The 24,674-nt window shown below is 65.8% G+C and carries 22 protein-coding genes, 1 tRNA gene and 1 pseudogene; 16 read left to right on the top strand and 8 right to left on the bottom strand.

The window, feature by feature from the left end:
- The first annotated feature begins 100 nt into the window (after positions 1–100).
- Positions 101–808: a DUF6318 family protein gene (locus CVV68_RS23210; RefSeq protein ID WP_146238910.1), complete on the top strand. Its 708-nt coding sequence runs from the start codon at positions 101–103 to the stop codon at positions 806–808.
- 197 nt (positions 809–1,005) lie between these two features.
- Positions 1,006–1,698 (top strand): PKD domain-containing protein, encoded by a 693-nt coding sequence (locus CVV68_RS14685; protein ID WP_110501820.1) that lies wholly within the window; start codon positions 1,006–1,008, stop codon positions 1,696–1,698.
- Between the two features lie 142 nt (positions 1,699–1,840).
- On the opposite strand, the gene CVV68_RS14690 is transcribed toward CVV68_RS14685, so the two are convergent.
- Both CVV68_RS14690 and CVV68_RS14695 read right to left on the bottom strand, forming a co-directional pair.
- A complete protein-coding gene (locus CVV68_RS14690; RefSeq protein ID WP_110501752.1) occupies positions 1,841–3,916 on the bottom strand; it encodes an acyl-CoA dehydrogenase family protein in 2,076 nt (691 codons plus the stop codon).
- The gene (locus CVV68_RS14695; protein WP_245933562.1) at positions 3,909–4,622 is read right to left on the bottom strand and encodes a TetR/AcrR family transcriptional regulator; all 714 of its coding nucleotides are present in this window, start codon (positions 4,620–4,622) and stop codon (positions 3,909–3,911) included. Before CVV68_RS14695 ends, CVV68_RS14690 begins: the two co-directional genes overlap by 8 nt.
- A gap of 70 nt (positions 4,623–4,692) precedes the next feature.
- On the opposite strand from CVV68_RS14695, the gene CVV68_RS14700 reads away from it, so the two are divergent.
- The 5 genes and pseudogenes from CVV68_RS14700 to CVV68_RS14720 all read left to right on the top strand — a co-directional run bounded on the left by CVV68_RS14700 (position 4,693) and on the right by CVV68_RS14720 (position 11,108).
- Complete coding sequence (locus CVV68_RS14700) at positions 4,693–6,036, top strand: acetyl-CoA C-acetyltransferase (protein ID WP_110501754.1); 1,344 nt, start codon at positions 4,693–4,695, stop codon at positions 6,034–6,036.
- 5 nt (positions 6,037–6,041) lie between these two features.
- Positions 6,042–7,415: a 3-oxoacyl-ACP reductase gene (locus CVV68_RS14705; protein ID WP_110501755.1), complete on the top strand. Its 1,374-nt coding sequence runs from the start codon at positions 6,042–6,044 to the stop codon at positions 7,413–7,415.
- Positions 7,416–7,438: 23 nt separating this feature from the next.
- On the top strand, positions 7,439–8,338 hold the full coding sequence (locus tag CVV68_RS14710; RefSeq protein ID WP_110501821.1) for a MaoC family dehydratase: 900 nt from the start codon (positions 7,439–7,441) through the stop codon (positions 8,336–8,338).
- A gap of 282 nt (positions 8,339–8,620) precedes the next feature.
- Positions 8,621–10,109: pseudogene (locus CVV68_RS14715) on the top strand (MFS transporter); the annotation flags it as partial.
- A gap of 483 nt (positions 10,110–10,592) precedes the next feature.
- Positions 10,593–11,108, top strand: coding sequence for a COG4315 family predicted lipoprotein (locus tag CVV68_RS14720; protein ID WP_110501823.1), 516 nt, complete (start codon positions 10,593–10,595; stop codon positions 11,106–11,108).
- A 519-nt stretch (positions 11,109–11,627) separates the two neighbouring features.
- Here CVV68_RS14720 and CVV68_RS14725 read toward each other — a convergent pair.
- Positions 11,628–12,368: a zf-HC2 domain-containing protein gene (locus CVV68_RS14725; protein ID WP_170133191.1), complete on the bottom strand. Its 741-nt coding sequence runs from the start codon at positions 12,366–12,368 to the stop codon at positions 11,628–11,630.
- Positions 12,365–12,895, bottom strand: a complete 531-nt coding sequence (locus CVV68_RS14730; RefSeq protein WP_281268294.1) for a sigma-70 family RNA polymerase sigma factor — start codon at positions 12,893–12,895, stop codon at positions 12,365–12,367. Before CVV68_RS14730 ends, CVV68_RS14725 begins: the two co-directional genes overlap by 4 nt.
- Positions 12,896–13,102: 207 nt before the next feature.
- On the opposite strand from CVV68_RS14730, the gene CVV68_RS14735 reads away from it, so the two are divergent.
- Positions 13,103–13,591 carry a hypothetical protein gene (locus tag CVV68_RS14735; RefSeq protein ID WP_110501758.1) on the top strand — a complete coding sequence of 163 codons (489 nt, stop codon included), beginning with the start codon at positions 13,103–13,105 and terminating at the stop codon, positions 13,589–13,591.
- Between the two features lie 74 nt (positions 13,592–13,665).
- Here CVV68_RS14735 and CVV68_RS14740 read toward each other — a convergent pair.
- A tRNA-Leu gene (locus CVV68_RS14740) sits at positions 13,666–13,748 on the bottom strand.
- 195 nt (positions 13,749–13,943) lie between these two features.
- On the opposite strand from CVV68_RS14740, the gene CVV68_RS14745 reads away from it, so the two are divergent.
- Both CVV68_RS14745 and CVV68_RS14750 read left to right on the top strand, forming a co-directional pair.
- Positions 13,944–15,248: a M20/M25/M40 family metallo-hydrolase gene (locus CVV68_RS14745; RefSeq protein ID WP_110501759.1), complete on the top strand. Its 1,305-nt coding sequence runs from the start codon at positions 13,944–13,946 to the stop codon at positions 15,246–15,248.
- An 89-nt stretch (positions 15,249–15,337) separates the two neighbouring features.
- Positions 15,338–16,489, top strand: a complete 1,152-nt coding sequence (locus CVV68_RS14750; protein WP_110501760.1) for an acyl-CoA dehydrogenase family protein — start codon at positions 15,338–15,340, stop codon at positions 16,487–16,489.
- Here CVV68_RS14750 and CVV68_RS14755 read toward each other — a convergent pair whose 3' ends face one another.
- Positions 16,490–16,729 carry a DUF5703 family protein gene (locus tag CVV68_RS14755; protein WP_110501824.1) on the bottom strand — a complete coding sequence of 80 codons (240 nt, stop codon included), beginning with the start codon at positions 16,727–16,729 and terminating at the stop codon, positions 16,490–16,492.
- Positions 16,730–16,844: 115 nt separating this feature from the next.
- Between CVV68_RS14755 and CVV68_RS14760 the strand changes: the two genes are divergently transcribed.
- Complete coding sequence (locus CVV68_RS14760; protein WP_110501761.1) at positions 16,845–17,117, top strand: hypothetical protein; 273 nt, start codon at positions 16,845–16,847, stop codon at positions 17,115–17,117.
- A gap of 7 nt (positions 17,118–17,124) precedes the next feature.
- Here the strand turns inward: CVV68_RS14760 and CVV68_RS14765 are convergent, their stop codons facing one another.
- The gene (locus CVV68_RS14765) at positions 17,125–18,054 is read right to left on the bottom strand and encodes an aldo/keto reductase (protein ID WP_110501762.1); all 930 of its coding nucleotides are present in this window, start codon (positions 18,052–18,054) and stop codon (positions 17,125–17,127) included.
- Between the two features lie 84 nt (positions 18,055–18,138).
- Between CVV68_RS14765 and CVV68_RS14770 the strand changes: the two genes are divergently transcribed.
- Complete coding sequence (locus CVV68_RS14770) at positions 18,139–18,975, top strand: undecaprenyl-diphosphate phosphatase (RefSeq protein WP_110501763.1); 837 nt, start codon at positions 18,139–18,141, stop codon at positions 18,973–18,975.
- A gap of 93 nt (positions 18,976–19,068) precedes the next feature.
- Positions 19,069–20,355 (top strand): cysteine--1-D-myo-inosityl 2-amino-2-deoxy-alpha-D-glucopyranoside ligase, encoded by a 1,287-nt coding sequence (gene mshC, locus CVV68_RS14775; RefSeq protein ID WP_110501764.1) that lies wholly within the window; start codon positions 19,069–19,071, stop codon positions 20,353–20,355.
- Between the two features lie 173 nt (positions 20,356–20,528).
- On the opposite strand, the gene CVV68_RS14780 is transcribed toward mshC, so the two are convergent.
- Positions 20,529–21,377, bottom strand: a complete 849-nt coding sequence (locus tag CVV68_RS14780) for a PAC2 family protein (RefSeq protein ID WP_245933564.1) — start codon at positions 21,375–21,377, stop codon at positions 20,529–20,531.
- A 141-nt stretch (positions 21,378–21,518) separates the two neighbouring features.
- Here CVV68_RS14780 and CVV68_RS14785 point away from each other — a divergent pair, with 141 nt between their 5' ends.
- The 3 genes from CVV68_RS14785 to CVV68_RS14795 all read left to right on the top strand — a co-directional run bounded on the left by CVV68_RS14785 (position 21,519) and on the right by CVV68_RS14795 (position 24,603).
- Positions 21,519–22,286, top strand: coding sequence for an HAD family hydrolase (locus CVV68_RS14785; RefSeq protein WP_110501765.1), 768 nt, complete (start codon positions 21,519–21,521; stop codon positions 22,284–22,286).
- A complete protein-coding gene (locus tag CVV68_RS14790) occupies positions 22,283–23,434 on the top strand; it encodes a site-2 protease family protein (RefSeq protein WP_245933556.1) in 1,152 nt (383 codons plus the stop codon). The genes CVV68_RS14785 and CVV68_RS14790 overlap by 4 nt, the downstream gene beginning before the upstream one ends.
- A 77-nt stretch (positions 23,435–23,511) precedes the next feature.
- Entirely contained in the window at positions 23,512–24,603 is a 1,092-nt protein-coding gene (locus CVV68_RS14795) for a tRNA (adenine-N1)-methyltransferase (RefSeq protein WP_110501766.1), read from the top strand.
- Positions 24,604–24,674: the final 71 nt, after the last annotated feature.

Genomic DNA, 24,674 nt, shown 5'->3' on the forward strand with positions numbered 1-24,674 from the left:
ATCATGTGGTCGGGGTCACTTATTTGGGGTAGCTTGTTGTCTAGCTGAAGTGGGGTCCCCTCAGGGCGGATCCCCGGAATAGATTCCCGCGGGGGCCCGCATGATTACCATCAGTTTGCACTCACAGCCACATCGCACCCCAACGCGCCGGCACCGTCGACGGCGGCAGCACCTGGCCGCGGCCTTCCTCACCCTGGCACTCGCCACGGCACTGTCCCTGACCGGCTGCACTCCCAAGGACGCCCCGCTCAATGCCGGAACCGACCCGGCCACGGCACGTGCAACGATACCGGCCACGAGTTCCGCGCCCACAACGCCGCCAGCCGCACCGGTCTACAAACCGGCGACCGCCAACGGCCGAGCCCAAAACGTGCCGGTACCCGTCCTGCCCGTCAAAGCCAAGGAATACTCCAAAGCGGGCCTCGAAGAATTCGCCCGCTACTGGTACTCCACCCTCGGCTACGTATATGAGACGGGTAATTCGGAGCCAATGATGGCCATTACGGACCCATCTTGTAAAACGTGTGCACGAACTAATGGTCCTGCCAGCGAGTGGTACGAGTCAGGCGGGTGGATAACTGGTGGCAAGATGAAGGTCTATTCATCGACCAGCTCATTCCAGCAGGCGTCAGATGGTTCATACCAGGCAGTCCTCATGATCGAACAGGCCCAGGTGAGCTATTACACCCCCGACGGTACCCTCGACGAAGCACTAGACCCCACCGTGGCCCGGGCGGACATCGTAGTAGCCACGTATACCGACGCTGGGTGGACTGCGCAAACGGCTGAGCATTTGACCAAGGAATAGAAATGCGCCGATTCATTGCTTCGATGGTGCTTATCTCTTTTTTCTCTTTGGTGCCGGGTGCATCCGTCGTGTTCGCGTCCAGCGACCGCCATAGGTCGAACTGGGGCGACACTGGAGTTGGGACTGATGTCTGGAGCAAGGTTTCTGGAAAGGACTTGTTCGGCCCGATTCCTGAGTCTGGGCCGTTCGACCCATACATGTTCAAGTACGTTTTATCCTGCACCGAATCAAACTCAAACCAGGCAACAAACTGCATCATAGGCGCTCGTGAGTGCACTGCGGCGGAGGGCGGACAGTCTGTCGACTGGTTTAGATCACTTAAGCCGCCGAATCCACAGCGCTGGACTGTCGTATCCCGTGCGACCTGCATTTACGCCGAAAAGCCCCGCGACATCCTAGCCGAAATCGCAGCCCAAATCGCCCACGAATTCCAAAAATCACCGATCCAACCAGCCACCGTCGGCAGCCAACCCGGCCCCCACACCCTCCGCGGCCAGGAAACCAACTTCTACGCCGACGCCACAGTACAGGAATTCAACATCACCCTCCTGGGCCAAAAAGTCCACATTACCGCCACCCCCGCCACCTACACCTGGAACTACGGCGACGGCACCCTCTGGGGCCCCACCATCAGCGCCGGCGCACCCCTCCCCGACGAACGAATCGGCGAACAAACCAAAACCAGCCACATCTACACCGCCACCGGCAAATACGCCATCAACCTCACCACCCACTTCAACGGCACCTACACGGTCAACGGCGGACCCAACCTCCCCATCCCCGGCCAAGGCAACATCGCCTCCAACCCCCTGGGCCTGACCGTCTGGCGCGCCGTCACCCACAACTACGCCGACAACTGCAACGAAAACCCCAACGGCACCGGCTGCTGACGCCATCAAAACTCCAACGGCGGCACCCGGCAGGCGAGTGCGCCTGGCCGGCTGCCGCCGTCGAACTTCAACTTCTGAGCCCGCGGTGGGAAGCCTCTCCCCACAAAGCGGATCTCCCCACAAAGCGGAGCAGTCGCTCGAATTACTTCCTGCCGTGCGCTTTGGCTTTCTGCAGCAGGACTTTTTCGTCCACGGGCGCGTCCTTGCTGGCACGCAGGGTCCGGTAGTACTCGCGGGCCTCGTCCTGGCGCTCACGCTCAATGCCGGTGGCGATGGTGGCCCGCAGGTGCTCGGGACCATACCCAAAAGCGTCGACGAGGTCCAAGGCGTGCGGGCGTAGCTTGGCCAGCACGCGGTTGATGTAGGGCGACAGGGTGCGAGCACGCTGCATCGAGATGCGCCCGTTCATGAGGTACCAGTCCAGGTGCTTCTCGATGAGCGTCAGGCCAAAGAGATCACGCAGGCGCGTGAGCACCTTGTGGGTGCCCGGGTCGGTAATCCCGCGCAGTGCTGCGGTGAACGCCTCCCACTGCAACAATTCAGCGTGGGCGCGCGCAGTTTCGATCAGCTCATTTTGGTGCTCGTTGAAGATCTCCGCGCCCTTCTCCTTGGGCATCTTCGCCGCTCCCTTCAGGGCAGTGGCGACCTCCGCCACCATGGTCTGCACGCGATCCGCCAGCATCTCGTGCTGGGTGTCCTCGTCCTTGAGCGCCTTCGCGGACTTTTGTGCCGAGCCGGAGTCGGCCACGAACTGGGCCACCGCCCGCAGGCCCGTCCGGTGCCAGGTCAAATCGGCGGCCTGGCCCACGACGAACCGGGCCAGCACGCCAAAGTCCAGGTTTCGGAATTCCTTGGAGTAGTCCGCCAGCAGACGCTTGGCCACCAGTTGCAGCAGCACCGTGTTGTCGCCCTCGAACGTTGCGTATACGTCCAGATCCGCTCGCAGCGACGTGAAGCGGTTCTCCACCATGAAACCTGCCCCTCCACAGGCCTCGCGGCACTCCTGCAGGGTGTCCAGCGCATGCCATGTGGACAGCGACTTAAACGCGGCAGCCAGTGTTTCAAGGTCCTGGCGGTCTTCGTCGGTGTCGTGCGCCCCGGAGAACACGTCATCGAATTTTTGCAAAAGCTGCTCATGGGCAAACGCAGCGGCGTAAGTCGTGGCCAGGCGGGGCAATAGCCGGCGCTGGTGGCGCTGGTAGTCCAGCAACACCACTTCCTCAGTGTCGGAAGCCGCGTTGAACTGGCGTCGTTCCGTGGCGTACTGGATGGCGATCTTCAGCGCCACCTTGGAGGCTGCTACGGCGGCGCCGTCCAGGGATACGCGTCCCTGCACCAGCGTGCCCAACATCGTGAAGAAACGCCGCCCAGGGCTGGCGATGGGGGAGGAGTAGCTGCCATCCACGGCCACGTCGCCATAGCGGTTGAGCAGGTTGGTGCGCGGGATGCGGACATTGGCGAAGTGCAGGCGGCCGTTGTCGATGCCGTTGAGCCCTCCCTTAATGTTGTCGTCAATGCCGCCAACGCCCGGCAGGAACTCCTTGGTGTCAGGGTCGCGAAGTTCAACGTAGAACGCGTGCACGCCGTGGTTCACCCCGCGGGTGACCAACTGGGCAAACACCACTGCGGCCAGGCCGTCGACGGCGGCGTTGCCGATGAATTCCTTCCACGCCGCCCGGAACGGGGTGTTGATGACGAACTCCTCGGTGGCGGGATCGTACGTTGCTGTCGTGGCGATGGAGGCCACATCGGATCCGTGCCCAATTTCCGTCATGGCAAAGCAGCCGGGGATCTCCAGCGACATGATCCCGGGCAGCCACTTGTCCTGGTGTTCCTGAGAGCCCAGGTGCATCACTGCGGAACCAAACAGGCCCCACTGCACCCCGGCCTTGATCTGTACCGACGGGTCCGCCGTGACGAGTTCCTCAAAGCCGGAAACGTTTCCTCCGTGGTCGTCGCTGCCGCCCAGCCGTGAAGGGAACGCGCGGTGCACGCCGTTTTGCTCCACCAGGATGCCCAGCTGCTTGAAGGCCCGTTCTCGGTGTTCGGTGTGGGTGAGCCCCTCCACCTTGTGCAGTTCGGGCATGCCGGCCAGCTCACGGGCCTGGAGCCGGATATCGGCCCACCGGCCCAGCAGTGCCCGGCCCAGGGCCGCTACGTCAACGCTCGCACCGTCGTCTCCCGAGGCCTTCGCTGCAGGGGTCAATAAGTCAGTCATGGAATTCCTTCTGATTGAAGTTGTTGGAGTGGGCGGGGGAGACTTGCTGCCCGACGCCGTCGAAAAGCCAGTCGGACATTTGTTCAGCCATTGCGCGGTGGTCTGGTTTTGCCCGGGAGGCTGGCGTCTTCAGCCACAATTCCCCCGCGGTGCGCACCAGACCGATCGCCGCCGTCGGCCAGTAGCCCAACAGGGGCGAGTCGGCGTCGCCCAGCAGGTCACGCAGGGGTTCGGAGATCATGGCCGTCACGGCGTCAAAGAATCCGCTGAGCTCGCCTTGCGGCAGGGCTCCGGCATCGGAGGGTGACGTCACAAACGTGTAGACGTTCGGGGACGTCTCGGCCATCTGCAGGTACGCGGTGACCATGTTGACCAGGCCCTCGCGCGGAGTCCTGGCAGTCTTCCCGGCCGCCACGATGGTGGCCTGCATCTGGCCGATCACCACCTTGCCCACCGCCTGCTGGAGCCCGGCCTTGTCGCCAAAATAGCGGTAAAACACGGACTTTGAGGTGCCGGCATTGGCCGCAATGTCCTCCATGGACGAGTCAAAGCCAAGCTGGTGGATGGCCCGGCGGGCTGCCTTGATGAGCTCACGACGGCGTTCCTCGCGGTGCACTTCCCACCGCGCCGAGCGCCCGTCAACTGTTGTGCCGGCGCCGTCGGGAGAGGGGGCCGGCGGCGGCATGGCCTGCCCTGTCTGTAACATGTTCACGATACCCAGCGTATCAGGTACGCTGGGTATCAGTAATCCAAGGCACATCGAAGGAGACCGCTCCATGAGTTCCCCCACGGCAGAAAACACGGCACGCCCCGCCGCCAACCGAGGCATCCGCAAGGCGGTCATCGTCGGCGGAAACCGCATCCCCTTCGCCCGGTCGGGCGGAGCCTACGCCCACGCGTCCAACCAGGACATGCTCACGGCCGCGCTGGACGGACTGGTGGCACGATTTGGCCTGCAGGATGAAGCCATCGGCGAGGTCGCCGCCGGTGCGGTCCTCAAGCACTCACGCGACTTCAACCTCACCCGCGAGGCCGTGCTTGGCTCGGCGCTTTCGGCCACCACCCCTGCCTACGACCTCCAGCAGGCGTGCGCCACGGGCATGGAAGCCGTGATCGGGCTGTCCAACAAGATCAAGCTCGGCCAGATCAACTCCGCCATTGCCGGCGGCGTCGATTCCGCCTCCGACGCCCCCATAGCTGTCAGCGAGGGCCTGCGGACCATCCTCCTGGACCTCAACCGCGCGAAGTCCCTGACGGACAAGGTAAAGATCCTGGGCCGCATCCGCCCCAAGGACCTGTCCCCGGATGCACCGTCCACCGGAGAGCCGCGCACCGGGCTGTCCATGGGTGAGCATCAGGCCCTGACCACTGCGCAGTGGAAGATCAGCCGGGAAGCCCAGGACGAATTGGCGCTGGCCAGCCACAAGAACATGGCCGCCGCCTATGACCGCCACTTCTTTGATGACCTCGTGACGCCGTACCGCGGCCTGACCCGCGATTCCAACCTTCGCGCCGATTCCACCCTGGAAAAGCTGGCCAAGCTCAAGCCCGTCTTTGGCAAAAACCTTGGCGACGCCGCGACCATGACCGCCGGCAACTCGACCCCCCTCACGGACGGCGCCTCGGCGGTGCTCCTGGCCTCCGAAGACTGGGCCCAGGCCCACGACCTCCCCATGCTCGCCAACGTGGTCGACGGCGAAGCCGGCGCAGTTGACTTTGTCCACGGCAAGGACGGGCTCCTCATGGCGCCCGCGTTCGCCGTTCCGCGCCTCCTGGCACGCAACGGGCTGACACTGGCCGATCTTGACTACCTTGAAATCCACGAAGCCTTTGCCGGCACTGTCCTGAGCACCCTGGCCGCGTGGGAGGACGAGGAATTCGGAAAGACGCGGCTGGGTCTTGACGGCGCCTTCGGCACGGTTGATCGGAGCAGGCTCAACGTCAACGGCTCCTCACTTGCGGCCGGCCACCCGTTCGCCGCCACCGGCGGCCGCCTGGTCGCCACACTGGCCAAGATGCTCAGCGAGCGCGGCCAGGTCGACGGCCGCCCGGCCCGCGGACTCATCTCCGTCTGCGCGGCCGGCGGCCAGGGCGTTGTCGCACTGTTGGAAGCAAGGTAGAGGGCATGGCTGCACAGAAACCTGCACAGCAGAACGATCACCCGGACAAGTACACCGAGTTTGTCAGCCGCGGCCTGGGCCGCGACCTTGCCAAGCGGCTGGGGCTGCCTCAGCCGGCAGTCCTGCGCCGTTACACCCCGGGTGCGCCGCTGGTTCAGGGTCCCATCCTGGTGGTCGGCCACACCGAAGGGTCCGATGCCGTTGCTTCGGTTCTCCTTTCATGGGGCCAGGACGTGCGCCGCCACGCCACACCCAAGGAGAAACTCGGCGCCGTGGTGCTGGTGCTGGACGAACTGGCTCATCCGGACCAGCTTTCCGCTCCCCTGCGGGAGGTGGGCGCTGCGCTGCGCGACCTCAACCGCAATGGACGGATTATCAGCATCTCCGGGCAGGTCCGCAGCGACGATGCCCCCGAGGTGGCAGCCGCCCGCAACGCCGTCGACGGAATCATGCGCTCGCTCGCGAAGGAACTTCGGGCCGGCTCCACCGCCAACGGTGTGGTCCTGGCCAACGGCGTCTTGGCCAACGCGCCCAGTGCCCTGTCCGCATTGCGCTTCTTCCTTTCCGCGCGTTCGGCCTTCGTGGACGGACAGTTCCTCACGGCCGCCGCCGAGGGCACCGCGGTGCAGCAGGACTGGGACAAGCCGCTTCAGGGGAGGGTGGCCGTCGTCACCGGCGCGGCCCGCGGCATTGGCGCCGCCATTGCCCGCACACTCGCCCGGGACGGCGCCCGCGTGGTGGTGGTGGACGTGCCGGCGGCGGGGGACCACCTGGCCGCCGTCGCCAATGAAATCCACGGGACGGCGCTCCAGCTGGACATCACCGTCACCGAGGCTGGCGCCCGCATCCTGGATCACGCGGCGCAGCGCCACGGCCGGCTGGACATTGTGGTGCACAACGCGGGCATCACCCGGGACAAGCTGCTGGCCAACATGGATCCCGGCCGCTGGGATTCCGTAATTGCCGTTAACATCGCCGCCCAGCTGCGCATGAACCAGGCGTTCCTGGCCAGCAGCCACTTCACGGACAATCCAAGGATCATCAGTGTCTCCTCCACCAGCGGCATTGCCGGAAACCGGGGCCAGACGAACTACGCGGCGTCCAAGGCAGGCGTCATCGGCATGGTCCGCGCCACGGCCCCACTCCTGAGCGGGAAAGGGGGAACGGTCAACGCCGTGGCACCGGGCTTCATTGAAACGGACATGACGGCGAAGATCCCGTTTGCCACCCGCGAGGTGGCCCGCAGGCTCAACAGCCTGCAGCAGGGAGGGAAGCCGGGCGACGTCGCCGAGGCCATCGCCTTCTTCGCGTCGGAGGCGTCGGACGGCGTCACCGGCAACGTGCTGCGGGTGTGCGGACAGAACCTGGTCGGACAGTGACCGCGGACCACGTGCTGACGGAGATGCCGTCCCTGTCCAAGCTCTATGTCAACGCGGCGGCCACTGCGGCCCGGGCGCGGATCAAGCGGGTCGAACCCGTGGTGGCGCTGCCCCCGCGGGCGCTGGAAGTCCGCGGCGTCACCGCAGACCTTGCCAGGTTGACGCAGTTCCAGCACCTGATGGGCAAGCCGGCCCGCGACGTGCTGCCCTCCGGCTACATCCACGCCCTGGCGTTCCCCGTGGCGATGAGCGTCATGGTCCAGGAGGACTTTCCGCTGCCGCTGCTGGGGATGATCCACCTGCGCAACCAAGTGGACCATTACGCCCCCGTGCTGTTTACGGACGTACTGACCATCCGGTCCTGGGCCAGGGACCTGGCGGGCCACCGGGCAGGCACGCAGGTGCAGCTGGTGGTGGAGGTGCGCAACAGCGAGGGCACCGAACTTCTTTGGCGCGGCGTGTCAACTTACCTGGCCAAGGGCATTTACCTGCCCGGACTGGACAAGCCTGCGGCCCGCCCCGCCGGAGCGCCCCGCGAGACGTTCTCGCCGCCGCGGCCAACCGCGCAGTGGAAGCTGGGCGTAGACACCGGGCGCGCCTACGCAGCCGTGTCCGGCGACTTCAACCCGATCCACCTGAGCGTGCTTTCGGCGAAGGCGCTGGGGCGGCGGCGGTCAATCGCCCATGGAATGTATGCCGCTTCCCGCGTTGTCTCCGACATTGGTTCGCCCAAGCCGGACGCCTTCAGCTGGGACATCACCTTTGAGTCCCCGGTGTTCCTTCCGGCCACGGTGTCCCTGCACATCGCGGACACCAGGGCGGACGACGGCGGCTGGCTGGGCAGCGAGTTCACCGCCTGGAATGCCCGCAGCGCCCGGCTGCACTTCCGCGGCAGCGTTGCTGCCGGGACCAAGCAGGCCTGAGCTGCCCTCCCGGACGCAGTGCCCGCCCGCCACCAGTGTCACCGGTGGCGGGCGTTGCCTTTTAAGTGACGCATCTCCCCTCACTATTTAGTTGCCCTAAGGATTCCCGGGTTTTATAGTTGTGAAAGGCAACTTCCAATGTCGTCCCGCTGTGGGCGCCGACGCCGCACCCCCCCACCTTGAGCACTAAGACGAATAGGCACCATGAAAAACAGATCGACCCCGGCCCCACCTGAGAAGGCGGCACGGGCCACCCCCGCCTCTGCCACCAACAGCGCAGGAATGACCCACCGCCAGGTCCTTCAGGCACTGACAGGCCTGCTGGCCGCGTTCTTCACGGCAATCCTCTCCTCCACCATCGTGGCCAACGCCCTGCCGACCATCATGGACCAGCTCCACGGCACGCAGACGGACTTTGCCTGGGTCATCACGGCATCCCTGCTGGCCAATGCTGCCACCACGCCCATCTGGGGCAAGCTGGCGGACCTCTTTGACAAGAAGCTGCTGGTCCAGGTGAGCATCATCATCTTCGTGGGCGGCTCGGTCATGGCCGGTTTCGCCACCACCATCCCGTTCCTGTTGACGGCGCGCGTCATCCAGGGCATCGCGATGGGCGGGCTGACCGCCCTGGCCCAGGCGATCATCGGCACCATCATCGCCCCCCGCGAGCGCGGGCGGTACTCCGGCTACATGGGTGCCGTCATGGCCGTGGGCACCGCAGGTGGACCACTTCTGGGCGGCTACATTGTGGACAGCCCCCTGGGCTGGCGCTGGACGTTCTTCGTCTGCGTGCCATTGGCCGTGCTCTCCCTGCTGCTCCTGCAGTTCACCCTGAAGATTGAGCACATCCGCCGCCCCGCCAAGGTTGACTGGGTCGGTTCGCTGCTGCTCGCCTCCGGTGTCAGCCTCATCCTGATTTGGGTCTCCTTTGCCGGACAGGCCGGCTACTATGACTGGATCTCGGTGCAGTCCGCCCTCATGGTCGGCGGCACCGTCGTCCTGCTCGCCGCGCTGATCTGGGTAGAAACCAAGGTTTCCCAGCCCATCATCCCGCTGAAGATCATCGTCCAGCGGACCCCTGCCCTGGCCATCATCGCCTCGGTCTCCGTGGGCATTGCGATGTTCGCCGCTTCGACCTACCTGGGCCAGTACTATCAGGTCGCGCGCGGGGCCACTCCCACCGAGGCCGGCCTGCTGACGCTGCCCATGATCGCGGGCAACCTGGCCGGCGCCGTGTTCTCCGGCCAGATGGTCACCCGGTACGGCAAGTGGAAGCGGTTCCTGGTGGGTGGGGCCATACTGCTCATCGTCGGATTGGGCTTCACCGGCACCATCAGCCACGAGACCAACCTGACGCTGGTCGGCAGCTACACATTCATCTTCGGCCTGGGGCTGGGCATGATGATGCAGAACCTGGTCCTTGCAGTCCAGAACACCGTGGCCGTTAAGGACATTGGCTCGGCATCCGGGGCAGTCGCCTTCTTCCGCACCGTGGGCGGTGCGGCCGGCGTGGCAGTCCTTGGCGCCCTCATGAGTACCCGCGTCGCGAACCTCATCAACGAGGGCCTGGCCAAAATCGGCATCAAGCCCGCCGGCGGTTCGGGCGCCACCATGGACCTGACCAGCCTGCCGGCGCCCGTGAAGGTCATTGTGCGCGCAGCCTACGGCGACGGCGCCGCACTGATCTTCATGATCAGTGCCATCATCACGGTGGTGGCACTGATCGCAGTGCTGTTCATGAAGGAAATCCCGCTGCGCCGAACCATCGACATGGTGGACACCAAACCGGCAGCCGAGCCCGGTGCAGGCAGTGCAGGGGCGGGGAGGCATGCTGCTGGCAGCGAAAGTGTCGTAACCGTTGCCGAGGAGTCCCTGGAATCCATGGCTGACGCCGTCGTCGGAGCCCCCGAACCAACGAAGTAGGACATCAAGCCCGCAGGGGCGCGCAGGTGGTGCCAGTTGTCACAACTTGCACCGGCTGCCGTCTCTTAAACAAGGACCCACTGGGGCCCCCTGCTTGCGGACCTCCATGCGGCCAGCTTTGCGGACCGGGCCCTACCTGGCTTCCGCGGCGGGCGCCGGGGCATGGCGGCTGCGCGCTGACGGCTTGTCTGCCGCCGCCAGGGCCACGGTGCCCACATTCGAGGCTTTTGGAGAGGGAAGTTGCCGGACACTGAACCAGCGGCGGTGCCACTGCGTTCAAGAAATGCGGCAGCTGAATGCCGCGAGCCTGCAGCGAATGGAGCGCACCATCATGAAACGGCAAATCTGGAAACTGTCAGCCGCAACGGCACTGGGGGCGTTCTTCCTGGCGGGATGCTCCAGCGGCGGCACCGCGCCTCCGGCCTCATCGACCGTTGCCGGCAGCCAACCGTCCGTGGCACTCAAAACTGGGCAGACGGCATTGGGCACCATCGTGGTGAACGGGCAGGGGATGACCGCCTATGTCTTTGACAAGGACACCGCCAATGCCGGCACCAGCGCCTGCACCGGCCCCTGCATCGCCCTGTGGCCCGCCATCACCTCGCCCACGGCCAGCCCGCAGGTCAACGGTGTGACCGGCAAGGTCGCCACGATCGCGCTGCCCAATGGGACCAGGCAGGTCACCGTGAACGGATTGCCGCTGTACACGTACACGCCCGACACCAAGCCGGGCGAGGATGCCGGCCAGGGGTACGGTGGAATCTGGTGGGTCGTCGGGCCTGACGGCAACAAGGTCGCCGCAACACCGGCACCAGCCACCAGCGGATCATCGGGGCAGGGGTACTGACGGCAAGGCCGGCGGGGGCCTGTTCCTCAGTCAGGGCCTGGTGCCAGGCTCCGCGAACCGGCCCTTCGGCACCCTGTGGCAAGTCCCTGCCCCCGGCGGCTCCGCCGCAAGAGGACGACCATGCCCCCCTGGCCAACTTCATAACTGCACTCGACGGCCTCCAGGGCGAGTTTTCCACGCGCCCGCACTAGGTCATCGACACCGCACTGCCGAACGCGAAAAGCCACCTCCGGCACGCGCACCATGTCTGGCTGGACGGCGAGACTGGCTGGACGGCGAGACTGGGGTTGCAGGCTTCGCGCCGTATCCGTGCCAGTCACCCTCATAATGTGGAAGGCGGCACCCATCCAGGACTGTTCAGGCACCCTCGAGGCAGGGCCTCGGATGTCCACCGTAAAGGACGGTTCAGTGGATGAAATCGACGTAGCCCCCGCGGAAAACCGGCTTGGCCAGGCAACGGCGTAGACGGCCCCGGCAGTGGGCCGCCTCCGCAGTGACCGGCCCATTGGAACCCTGACGCTAGAGTTGCGCGCGCAGCAACGGGGCCAACGGGCCGGGGGAAGCATTTTCCTGGATGAGCAGCTCCTTCATCGACGCCACCGGAATCGTGGTGGTGGCGACCGGGGAGACGGTGCTTCCCGGTGCAGCCTGCCACGTCGCAACGACGACGTGGTCGCCCGCCGTGGTGACCACCACGAGCTCATACACCGTCGCAGCCGCCGTGGGACTGTAACGGGAGTTCTCGCCAGGGCGGCTGCCTGACGCACTGTAGCTGCACGTCCACGACAGCTGTGTTCCCCACGGTTCCGGCCGTGCCTGGCCGTGCGCGGCCAGCAGCTGCTGGCCGGTCGAGGTGAAGGCAAGCTGCACGCCGGCCGTGCCAGGCGTGGCCGTTGTCTGGGCAGACGAAGGGGGTCCCTGTGGCAGCAGGCCGGCGGTCACCGCAGCCGTGCTGCCTGCCAAAACAAGCACAGCGGCAGCTGCGGCGGCCGCCCAACCGGCCCTCCGGCGTCGTACTTTTTGGGCAAAAACAGCATAAGGTGCCGGATTCAGCGGTGGCGCGGCGGGATCCAGTGCGCCCGCGTCAACAAGGCCCAGCAGGCCCGGGAGGCCGGAGAGCTCGGCGAGGCGGCCGCGGCACCGGGCGCAGCCGGCCACGTGCTGTTCATACTCGTGGCGCTCGGACGGGGGCAGCGAGCCCAGCACGTAGGCCGCATCCCAGTCCGCGTGCGGGTCAAGGGGGGACGGGGTGGGGGTCACCGGCTGCTCACGCCCCTTTCCTCGAGGGCCAGCCGCAGGGCCCGCAGGCCGTAGTGCAGCCGGGATTTGACGGTGCCGTCCGGGACACCCAGCGCGCCGGCGATGGTGCGGGTGTCCTGGCCGTCGAAGTAGGCGAGCCGGATGACCTCGCGGTGTTCGGGGGTCAGCGTGAGCAGGGCGTCCTCGACCAGCCAGGCGTCGAGGATGCGGTCCGTCTGGTCGGGCCCGGGCTGTTCCGGGAGTTGGTCGGTGCCGATCTCGCGGCGGTGCCGCGCGCTGCGCCAGTCGTCAATGACCAGGTTGCGGGCCACGGTGAACAACCAGGCGCGCAGCCCGGGTTCCGGCCGCTGGAGGACTTCCGGATTCTCCCAGGCGCGGAGCAGGGTCTCAGCCACCACGTCCTGCGCCACCGTGCCCTCGCTGGTCAGGCGCTGAACGAAGCGCGCCAGTTGCGGGGCGTAGTCGCGGTGCAGCGCACGCATGGCCTCTTCGCGTGCCGGCGCGCCGGTGCGTGCATGCTGTTCCACGGCGCCCCTTTCTGCTCCAGGATGGCTCTGCCGCAGCTGCGGTGTACCCATACTACGAAGCCCCGGCCCGATTGGTTCACTGCCTTGACGGCCCGATGGAATTCTGCCCGTTGCAGCCGCCCGTTGAACCCCTCAGGGCAGGAGACCGTCTTACGGCTGTGGGTTGCATTGCCAATAAACCAGTTTCCACTGCCAGGGGGCGGTTCCATGAACTATGAATTCAACGGCCTTCCACTGCATATACTCCTCGTTCATGCCGTGGTGGTCGCACTTCCCGTTGCTGCTTTGTGTACGGCGGCCACCATGCTGTGGCCCACCGCCAGGCGCCGACTGGGTATGGCCACTCCACTGCTGGGGTTGGTGTGTCCTGCCCTCGTGTTTGTCACCCAGCAGGCGGGGGAGTGGCTGCTGCTTCGGGTGGGGCACACCCCCGCCATTTTGGCCCACGCAAACGACGGCAGGACGCTGCTCCCGTGGGCCTGGGCGCTGTTGGGGGCGTCGCTCGCTGCCTGGCTGTGGCACCGCGTGTCAATGCAAAAGCGCATCGCCGTCCACTTGGGAACCGGGTGGGGCCGCACCGCGGCGGTGCTCCTCATCGTTGCGGTGTTGGCCGTCTGCGCGGGCGCCACGGCTGACGTGGTGGTCACCGGTGAGGCCGGCTCGCGGGCCGTTTGGGGCGGTGTCCTCGGGTCCTAGGCGGTGCGGGGCCGGGTGAGGCGTCATACACAAAAAAGGCCCGGAAGATCAGTGACGATCTTCCGGGCTGTGTGTGCGCGGAGGGGGACTTGAACCCCCACCCCGTTTCCAGGACTAGCACCTCAAGCTAGCGCGTCTGCCATTCCGCCACCCGCGCAAGGTGATTACGGGAGGAGCGATCTTCCTAACGGACTAATCGTTCGCCCCCGAAGCAGCGAGAAATACGATAGCACAGCTTTTGACTGAAACAACAATCGGGTAATTTGCGGACCTTTCACGGCCCGGTTCACGGACCTGTTGGGGCACGGATGTAGGCTGAAGTGAACACCCGAAAAGCCCCAAGGAGTCACGCGTGAACACCGTTCGGCCGGAAGACGAAGTCGTAAGCATTTGTCAGGATCTTATCCGCTTTGACACCAGCAACTTTGGCAACAATGAGGGGCCCGGGGAGCGTGCGGCGGCCGAACACGTGGCCGCCCTGATCTCCGAGGTGGGGCTGTCCCCGGAACTCTACGAATCCGATCCGGGCCGCGCCAATGTGGTCACCCGGGTGGCGGGAAGCGATTCCTCCCTGCCGGCGCTGGTGGTGCACGGACACCTCGACGTCGTGCCTGCCCTGGCGCACGAATGGAGCGTGGACCCGTTCGGTGCGGAGGAGAAGGACGGGCTGATCTGGGGCCGCGGCGCCGTCGACATGAAGGACATGGACGCCATGATCCTCTCCGTGATGCGTTCCATGGCGCGGGACGGACGCAAGCCAAAACGGGACATCGTGTTTGCCTTCTTCGCCGACGAGGAAGCCGGGGGCATATACGGCGCCCGGTGGTCGGTGGAGAACCGCCCCGAACTTTTTGAGGGCGCCACCGAGGCGATCTCCGAGGTGGGCGGCTTCTCCGCGGACATTGGCGGCAGGCGCGCCTACCTGCTCCAGACGGCCGAGAAGGGGCTGGCCTGGCTCCGGCTGACCGCCCACGGCCGCGCGGGACACGGTTCGCAGATTAATACTGACAACGCCGTCACCCGGCTGGCCCGTGCAGTGACCCGGATCGGTGCGCACGAATGGCCCATTGAGTACACGGACACCACCCGCGCCTTCCTTGAGGGCGTCTCCGAGCTGACCGGCGTTGAATTTGACGAAGGAAACCCGCAAACCCTGCTGGACCAGCTGGGCACGGTGTCCCGCTTTGTCGGTGCCACCTTGCAAAACACGTCCAATCCCACGCTCCTTTCCGGAGGCTACAAGGCCAACGTTATTCCGGCCACGGCAGAGGCCATGGTGGACGTGCGCACCCTGCCCGGCCAGCACGAACGGGTCCTGGAGCTGGTTCGGGAGCTGGCCGGGGACGGCGTGGACGTCACCACCATCCACGACGACGTGTCCCTGGAAACCCCGTTCGCCGGAAACCTGGTGGACGCCATGATCGACTCCCTGCACGCGGAGGACCCCGGCGCCACCGTCCTGCCCTACACGCTCTCCGGCGGTACCGACAACAAGTCACTTTCGCGCCTGGGCATCACCGGCTACGGCTTTGCGCCGCTGCAGCTCCCGCCGGAATTGGATTTCACCGGCATGTTCCACGGCGTCGACGAACGCGTGCCCACCGCTTCGCTGAAATTCGGTGCCCGGGTCCTCGACAGGCTGCTGACCAACTACTAATCCCCACCGGCCGGGCCGACAAATCGCTGACGCGATTTCCCGGCAACCTGGCCGGCGTGGGCCCACCTTCGACCACGGAAGGCACAATTATGACACCCGAGGACTTGCTGCCGGACGAAATGCTGGAGCGGTTCCGCATCCGCGCCAAGGGCTACGACGAACGCAACGAGTTCTTCCACGAGGACCTGGCTGAGCTCAAGGGGCAGGGCTACCTGGCCATGTTTGCGGCCACGGACGACGGCGGTCTCGGCTTTGGGCTCCAACAGGCCGCCGCCGCGCAGCGCAGGCTCGCCACCGCTGCCCCGGCGACCGCCCTGGCGGTCAACATGCACCTGGTGTGGACCGGCGTCGCCCATCTCCTGCAGGCGCGCGGAGATGACTCCCTCCACTACGTGCTTCGGGAGGCGGTGGCCGGGGAGGTGTTTGCCTTCGGCAATTCGGAGGCCGGCAATGACTCGGTGTTGTTTGATTCCAACACCGTGGCGAAACCCCTTGCGGATGGCGGCTACTCGTTCACGGGCACCAAGATCTTCACCTCGCTTTCGCCCGCCTGGACGCGACTGGGCATCTTTGGCAAGGACTCCACCGGCGAAGAACCCGTGCTGGTCCACGCCTTCATTACGCGGCAGACACCCGGCTACACCATCAAGGACGACTGGGACACGCTGGGCATGCGCGCCAGCCAGTCCAACACCACCGTGCTCGACGGCGTCGTCGCACCTGCCGGGCGCGTGTTCCGGAAGCTGCCCGTGGGACCCAACGCCGACCCGCTGATCTTCGCCATTTTTGCCTGCTTTGAAACCCTCCTTGCGGCCGTTTACACGGGGCTGGGGGAGCGGGCCCTGGACATTGGCGTGGAGACAGTACACAGGCGCATGTCCAAGAAGTCCGGCAAACCGTATTCACAGGATCCGGACATCCGCTGGCGCCTGGCCGACGCCGCCATCGCCATGGACGGCCTGTACCCGCAGCTGGACGCCGTGGCAGGCGACGTGGACGCACTGGTTAACCACGGCGCCATGTGGTTCCCGAAACTGGTGGGCCTGAAAGTCCGGGCGACCGAAACCGCCCGCACCGTGGTGGATGCGGCAATCCGGGTCAGCGGCGGCGGCAGCTATTTTTCTGGCAGTGAGCTCGGCCGGCTGTACCGGGACGTCCTGGCCGGCATGTTCCACCCGTCCGACGACGAATCCGCCCACGGCACCGTGGCCAACGCGTGGCTGGGGCCCATCGAAGAGTAGTCAGTACACGTCCAGCGTGCGTTCGACCCGCATCACCTTGCGCCGCATCCAATACCTGCGGCTGCCGCCAATGTAGAGGCGGGTGCGCTCCAGCTCCCACTTGCCGTACTCGGCATGCTCGCGCAGCCGCTGGTAGGCAATGGGGACGGGTTCGTCGGGGCGTACCGACAGTATCAAATACTCGTACTGCCGGCTCGGCGCACCTTTTCCGGTGCGCACCGGCTGCAACGTTTCCTTCATCGCCATCCATTCTTCATCCGCCACGCGGGGTGCATACCCTCTTGCTTAAAGCTACCCGTTCCAGTGCCCGCCAGGGGTCTTTCATGTTGGCAGACACACTGGTAGCGTCGTGCGCATGAGCATTGATCCGCGTGCAGCATTGAGTGCCTTGACCACCGCCCTCGAGGAACACCTGATTGCGGCTTCGGCACGCCGTGGAGAGGAAGACCCCATTGTGGAAGCGACCTTCCTCGGCATCATTGATGCCTTTGAAGTCTATGAGGAAGCGCTTTTTGATGCATTTGACGAGGTGACCCCGCTGGTCATTTACGGCGAGGACGAGGCAGGCTTTGACGATGACGACTCAGGCGAGGCCCTCGACGACGACCTGGACCCCATCGACGGCTGACGCCCGGTCAGCCGGATACTTCATTGAGCACCGTGGCAATCTGTTCCGGCAGCGGGTCCAGGGAGGACTGAAGAATTTCCTCCAGCTGTTCGGTGGTGCGTGGCCCCACCACCGCGCCGGCCACTGTCTGCTGGTCAAGAACCCAGCTCAATGCCACGTCCAGGGGAGGCCGGCCAAGGCCCTTGGCCGCGGTGACCAGGGCCTCGGTGATCCGGCTCGGCCGGCCCTTCAAGTAGGGCTCCACATAGCTGCCCATGGTTTCACTGGCGCCACGGGAATCCGCAGGTATCTGCCCGCGGTACTTCCCCGTCAGCACGCCGCGGCCCAGGGGGGCCCAGCACAGCACGCCGCTGCCAACATGTTCGGCGGCGGGCATCACTTCATCTTCCACACCCCTGGCCAACAGGGAATACTCCACCTGGTTGGCCACCAGGGCGGTTTCAGACAACGTCGCGGCCCGCGCCAGCTGCCAGCCGGTGTAGTTGGAGACCCCGGCGTACCGGGCACGGCCCGTTGAAACGGCCAGGTCCAGGGCGCTCAGGGTCTCCTCCAGGGGAACGTTCTCGTCCCAGACGTGGGCCAGCCACAGGTCCAGGTGGTCAGTTCCCAGCCGTGCCAATGTTGCATCCAGGCTGGCCAGCATGGCCCGACGCGAGGTATCCACCATCTGCCTGCCGCCGCGGTGGCTGACGCCGGCCTTGGAAACGAGCACCACATCGCTGCGCGGCACCACGTCGCCGAGCAATTCGCCAAGGATGGCCTCGCTGCGGCCCTCGCCGTAGCTCATGGCCGTGTCCACGGTGGTTCCGCCCGCGTCCACAAATGCGCGCAGCTGCTCGCTGGCGGTTTCCGCGTCGGTTTCCCGTCCCCATGCCATGGTGCCCAGTGCCAGTGCGGACACCCGCAGTCCGCTGGTGCCCACGAATCGTTGTTCCATGCGCTCCAGCTTACGGGGAACACGGCGGTGCTTTTGCGGCGCGGTCACCGCGGCCCGCTGCCGGGATGCTTTAGGCTAAAGCCCGTGAACTGGTTTGAAGCGGCCTTCCTGGGCCTGATCCAAGGCCTGACGGAATTCCTCCCCATTTCCTCAAGCGCCCATCTCTTTATTGTCGGCAAGTTCCTGCCAACGGGTGAGGACCCCGGCGCAGCCTTTACCGCGGTCAGTCAGCTCGGCACCGAAACCGCCGTGCTGGTCTTTTTCTGGCGTGACATCGTGCGCATCATCAAAGCCTGGTTCGGTTCCCTCCGCGGATCCGTCCCGCGCGACACGCCCGACGTCCGCATGGGCTGGCTGGTCATTATCGGCACCATCCCCATCGCCATACTCGGCGTGGTCTTCCAGCACTACATTGAATCGACGCTGCGCAACCTGTGGATTGTGGCGTGCACACTGATCGTATTTGGGCTGATCCTGGCCGTGGCGGACTCCGTGGCCAGCCAGGAGCGTGAACTTAAGGACCTCAGCTATAAACACGGCATCATCTACGGATTCGCCCAGGCCCTGGCCCTGATTCCGGGCGTGTCCCGCTCCGGCGGCACCATCACCGCCGGCCTGCTCATGGGCTACACCCGTGAAGCCGCCGCCAGGTACTCCTTCCTGCTCGCCATCCCCGCCGTTTTCGGCAGTGGCCTGTACGAACTCTACAAAGTGCTGGGCAAGCACGAAGGTGCGGAGGGGCCCTTCAACATCGGCCAGATTGCGCTGGCCACGGTCATCGCCTTCGGTGTGGGATATCTCATTATTGGCTGGTTCCTGAAATTCATCTCCACGAAGAGTTTCCGCCCGTTCGTCTGGTACCGGATTGCCCTTGGCCTGCTGCTGTTCATCCTGCTGGGCCTGGGCGTCATCACAGCCTGACTTGGCCCGGGGCCCCCCGGACGCCAGCGCCGTCGCGCCCTCCCCAAACTCGCTGCGCTCACCCGGGGCCCCCCGGACGCTAGGCTGGGGGATGTGAAAACTTGGAAATCCCGTCCTGTTCCTGAACTCCCCGGCGCCATCTCGGAGCTTTTTCTCCATGAAACGACCGAAAATCGCGTCATCGCGTTACCCGGTGGAGACCTGGCGAGCCTCTACGTCTGCGGCATCACCCCCTACGACGCCACCCACATGGGCCATGCAGCCACCTATGTCGCCTTTGACCTGCTGAACCGGGCCTGGCTCGACGCCGGCCGCACCGTCAGCTACGTCCAAAACGTCACGGACGTGGATGATCCCCTTCTGGAACGTGCCACCCGCGACGGCGTTGACTGGCGAGAGCTGGCCGCCGCGCAGACTGCCCTGTTCCAGGCGGACATGGAAGCACTCAATGTCGTGGCACCCAACCACTACATCGGGGCCGTTGAGGCCATCGAATGGATTGTGCCGAAGGTCCAGAAGCTGGTTGAGTCCGGCCTGGCGTACCCTGTCGCCGGCGCCGGCGGCGAGCCCGACGGCGACATTTACTTCTCCGTGGAAGCCGCGTCCGCCGCCACGGATCAGGGCGGCATCGAAGGCCCCTGGTGGCTGGGGCAGGTGTCCGGGCTGACGCAGGAGGAAATGCTCCCCGTTTTCGCCGAACGCGGCGGCGACCCCGGCCGCGCCGGCAAGAAGCATCCCCTCGACGCCCTGCTGTGGCGCGTGGCCCGCGATGGGGAGCCCAGCTGGGACGGCGCTTCCCTCGGCGAAGGCCGCCCCGGCTGGCACATTGAATGCACCGTCATCGCCCAGCGCTTCCTTCCCGAGCCCTTCACCGTGCAGGGCGGCGGTTCCGATCTGATCTTCCCGCACCATGAGATGGGCGCCGGGCACGCCTTCGCCCTCAGCCACGTCCCCATGGCCGGGCACTACGCGCACACGGGCATGGTGGGCCTCGACGGGGAAAAGATGAGCAAGTCCAAGGGCAACCTGGTCCTTGTCTCCAAGCTGCGCGCCGACGGCGTGGAACCGGCCGCCATCCGGCTGGCCATCCTTGCCAACCACTACCGCTCCGACTGGAGCTGGACCGACTCCCTGCTAAAGAATGCGCAACAGCAGCTGGCTACCTGGCGCAAGGCCGTGGATGCCGCCCCGGAAGGCTCCGCAACCGCGGTGGTGGGAGAAATCCGGGCCGCGCTGGCGGCCGACCTCGACGCACCCAGGGCGCTGGCCGCCGTCGACCATTGGGCCCGGCAGGCACTTGCAGGGGAGAAGGAACGTTCGGAGCGCGACGCCGCGCTGGTGTCGGACGCCATTGAAGCGCTGCTCGGCGTCGAGCTCTAATTTCTGGTTAGAAGCATGCGGCGGAGTCGGCATTTTTCCGTCCGGCTTTCCGGTCCTCGTCCGCGGGCGGCCTCCGGGCCTCCCTGACGCCGGACTACAAAAAATACCGACTCCGGCGCGGGATCTCGACAACCTCAATACCCCGGGCGGCTGTCTCTATGGCTGGTCGCGCTCTACGGCTGGTCGCGGCCGCGGCGGCGCAGGTAGCGCTCAAACTCCTTGGCAATGGACTCGCCCGTGGCCTCCGGGAGGTCCTCGGTGTCCTTGGCTTCCTCCAGCTGGTGCACATAGGCGGCGATTTCGGCGTCACCGGCCGACAGCTCGTTCACCCCGCGCTCCCAGGCCTGGGCGTCGTCGGCAAGCTCGCCCGTGGGCAGCGCAACCTGGAGGAAGTCCTCGATCTTGTTCAGCAGCGCCAGCTCTGCCTTGGGCGAAGGTGCCTGCGCAACATAGTGCGGCACGGCCGCCCACAGCGAAATGGTGGGCAGCCCGGCCAGCAGCGACAGCTCATTGAGCACGCCCACTATGCCCACGGGGCCCTCGTATTCGCTGGCCTGCAGGTCCAGGCGTTCGCGCAGTTCGTCATCGTCGCACGTGGCGGTCACCGGGATGGGACGGGAGTGCGGGACATCGGCCAGCAACGCGCCCACCAAAAGCACATAGTTCACGTCCAGTTCCGACGCCTTCGCCAGCAGCTCTGCGGTGTAGGCGCGCCAGCGGTAGGACGGCTCGATGCCGTGCACAAAGATCACATCGACGTCCGTGCCCGGAATGGTCGCCTTGGCAATCTTGGTCACGGGCCACTTGATCTTGCGGGCCCCCGTGGCGGTTCGGCGCACCTCGGGCCGGGTGAACTGAAAATCGTAATATTCGTCAGGTTCGATGACGGAAACGCGCTTGGCTCCCCACAGGCGGTGCAGGTACTTCAGGGCATCGCTGGCCGCCTCGCCGGCGTCGTTCCACCCCTCGAAGGCGGCCATCATCACGGTGGCACGTCCGCCGCCGCCGGCCGGGCCGAGCAGGCGGTGGAAGTCTGCGGCTTGGCCGTTGTTCTCAGTCGTCACGCCTCCAGCCTACGTCGCACAGCGATTTGCGCCACTGCAAACCGCCCGCAGGCGCGCTGCGGAAGTAATGCGCCGCGCCGGGCCACGTAGACTGGAGGCATGCATTTACCCCCTGCCGCCACGCTGCAATCCAGTACTGCGCTGGAATCCAGTGCTGCGCCGACACCCGCCACGTCCCCCGCACTCAAGGCCGTCCTCTGGGACATGGACGGCACGCTCGTGGACACCGAGCCCTACTGGATTGCCGCTGAAATCGAGCTGGTCGCCGCCCACGGCGGCCAGTGGGACGAAGAAATGGCCACCACGCTGGTGGGCAACGCACTGGAATCATCCGCGGAAATCTTCCAGGGCCTTGGCGTGAAACTGTCCGTCCGTGAGATCGTGGAGCACCTCTCCGCCCAAGTGGTTGCCGGGGTGCGGCGGAAGCTGCCCTGGCGCCCCGGTGCCCGGGAACTGCTGGCCGAGCTGCACGGCCGCGGCGTGCGCTGCGTGCTGGTGACGATGAGCGAACGCCCCCTGGCGCAGGAGATCGTCAATGCGCTCGATGAACCATACTTTGAATTTCTCGTCACCGGGGACCAGGTGCGCCGCGGCAAGCCCCACCCGGAGCCGTATCTGACCGCCATTGAGATCCTGCGCGAAACGGATCCGACGCTCACGGCCGGCGATTGCGTGGCCCTGGAGGATTCCATTCCCGGCGTCGCGTCCGCCATGGCGGCGCAGGTGGCCACCATCGGAATACCGCATGTGGTGCCGCTGCCCGAGGACGCGGGGCGCGCCACCTGGCACACCCTTGCAGGGCGGACGTACGACGACGTTGCCGCTGTTTTGGCCGCAAGTGGCGGTCCCGCCGGGGCCGCCTTGTGAGCAGTTCCGCCACCGGGAAGGCGCCCCGGCGCGAAGGTATTGTGCTGGGCTCCGTACGTGGTACCCCGATCATCCTGGCGTACTCGTGGTTCCTGATTGCCGGGTTCACCGTGATCGTGTTTGGCCCGCAACTTCTGAACGCGCGTCCGTCGCTGGGCGCGGGCGCCTATCTGGTGGCCTTTGCCTACGCCCTTCTCTTGCTGTTCTCGGTGTTTGTCCACGAACTGAGCCACGCCGTCGCCGCGAAGGTGTACGGCTGGCCCACCCACAAGATTGTGCTCAACCTTTGGGGCGGGCACACTGAATTCGACTTTACGAAAGCCACACCCGGCCGGGCCCTCGTGGTTGCCTTTGCGGGGCCTGTCGCGAACTTTGTGCTGGCCGGACTCGCGTGGCCGTTGCAGCTGGCTGCCTCGAATCCAACATCCCTCTCAGGGTCAATCGTGCTGCTGCTGGCCAACATCTTCATCTGGGCCAACCTGCTCATCGGCCTGTTCAACGTGCTGCCCGGCCTGCCGCTGGACGGCGGCCGGCTGGTGGAATCGATCGTATGGAAGGCCACGGGAAACCAGGAAAAGGGTACCCTGGCTGCCGGTTGGGCCGGGCGCATCATCGTGGTGCTGATTGTGGTGGGTGTCCTGGTGCTGCCTTATGTGCGCGGCACACAGCCGGACCTGACCACCACGTTCATTGTGGTGCTGCTGGCCGGTTTCCTGTGGATGGGGGCGTCGGCGTCCATCAAGGGTGCCGCCATCCGGCTGCGCCTGCCCGCCATCAACGCTTCGGCGCTGGCGGCCCCTGCCGTCAGCGCCGCCATCGACTGCAGTGTTGCACAGCTGTGGACACTGAGGTCCCGGTATCCCAACGAACCCATCGTGCTGTGCTCGGCGGACGGCCGCCCTGCCGCCGTCGTCGACGAACATGCGCTGGCCGCGGTGCCGCCCCACGCAGCCGGCCAAACGCCCGCCAACGCGGTGGCCCGCTCGCTGACGGCCGGGGCCTTTGTGCCGGAATCCGCCTTCGGGGAGGAACTGGTCCAGTACCTGTCCCAGCTCCCGGATACAGAGTACGCGGTCATCGACGCCCGGGGCCGGGTGACGGGACTGCTCAGCCAGGCAAAGGTGGTTGCCGCCATCACCGGAAAATAGCATCGCCGCCTGCACCTGCACCACAAAACCCCGCACCAACATCACTTCGCGCCACGACGCCCGTTAGGACACCACGCATGAGCCAAAGCGAAAACAACAACAACACAGGCACCACACCCGGCACGGCCGAAACCGGCGAACCGCACGGCGCGGCAGCCCGCCGCGGGCCCTTCCGTTCCGGCGAGCGGGTGCAGCTGACGGATGAGCGCGGCCGGATGAACACCATCACGCTGACGCCGGGAACGGCCTACCATACGCACAAGGGCTTCCTGAACCACGATTTGCTGATCGGCCAGGTGGAAGGCTCCGTGGTGGAGAACAATGTGGAGCAGCAGTACCAGGCCCTGCGTCCGCTGCTCTCCGACTTTGTGCTGTCCATGCCGCGCGGCGCCGCAGTGGTTTACCCCAAGGACGCCGGCCAGATCATCACCATGGGGGACATCTACCCCGGCGCACGGGTGGTGGAGGCCGGAGTCGGCTCCGGCGCCCTGTCCATCTCGCTGCTGCGCGCCGTGGGGGACTCCGGCTACCTGCATTCCTTTGAACGCCGCGAGGAGTTTGCCGACATCGCCCGCGGCAACGTCGAGACCATTTTCGGCGGCCCGCACCCTGCCTGGAAGATCTCCCTAGGGGACTTTCAGGACCAGGTGGTGGCCCAGGAGGCGCCCGGCAGCATAGACCGCGTGGTGCTCGACATGCTGGCACCGTGGGAGTGCCTGGATGCCGTGGCCACCGTGCTGGCCCCCGGAGGCGTCTGGGTCAACTACGTTGCCACGGTCACCCAGCTTTCCCGGACAGCGGAGGCCATCCGCGCCGACGGACGCTTCACCGAGCCGGATGCGTGGGAATCAATGGTGCGCGGCTGGCACCTGGAAGGGCTGGCCGTGCGGCCGGACCACCGCATGGTGGCCCACACCGGCTTCCTCATGGTCACCCGCCGGCTGGCCGACGGGGTGACAGGGCTGAACCTGAAGAAGAAGGCCAAGGCCGAATTCAGTGACGAAGACCTGAGCCACTGGACGCCGGAGGCTGTGGGGGAGCGTGCCGTTTCCGACCGCAAGCTCCGCCGTGCCGCCCGCGACGCGGCCTCCACCGTGCAAACCAAGCGCACCAAGAGCAAAAATGAAAATGCCGCCACCGAAACACCCGGTGGCCCAGGCGACCAGTAAGGTCAGTAGTAGAAGCATTTGGCTATCTGCAGCACGTAGCAGCGGAGCGCCGGCCCCCGGCCGCACCGCCA

Source organism: Arthrobacter livingstonensis (assembly GCF_003219815.1).
In the GTDB taxonomy this organism is placed as follows: Bacteria; Actinomycetota; Actinomycetes; order Actinomycetales; family Micrococcaceae; genus Specibacter; species Specibacter livingstonensis.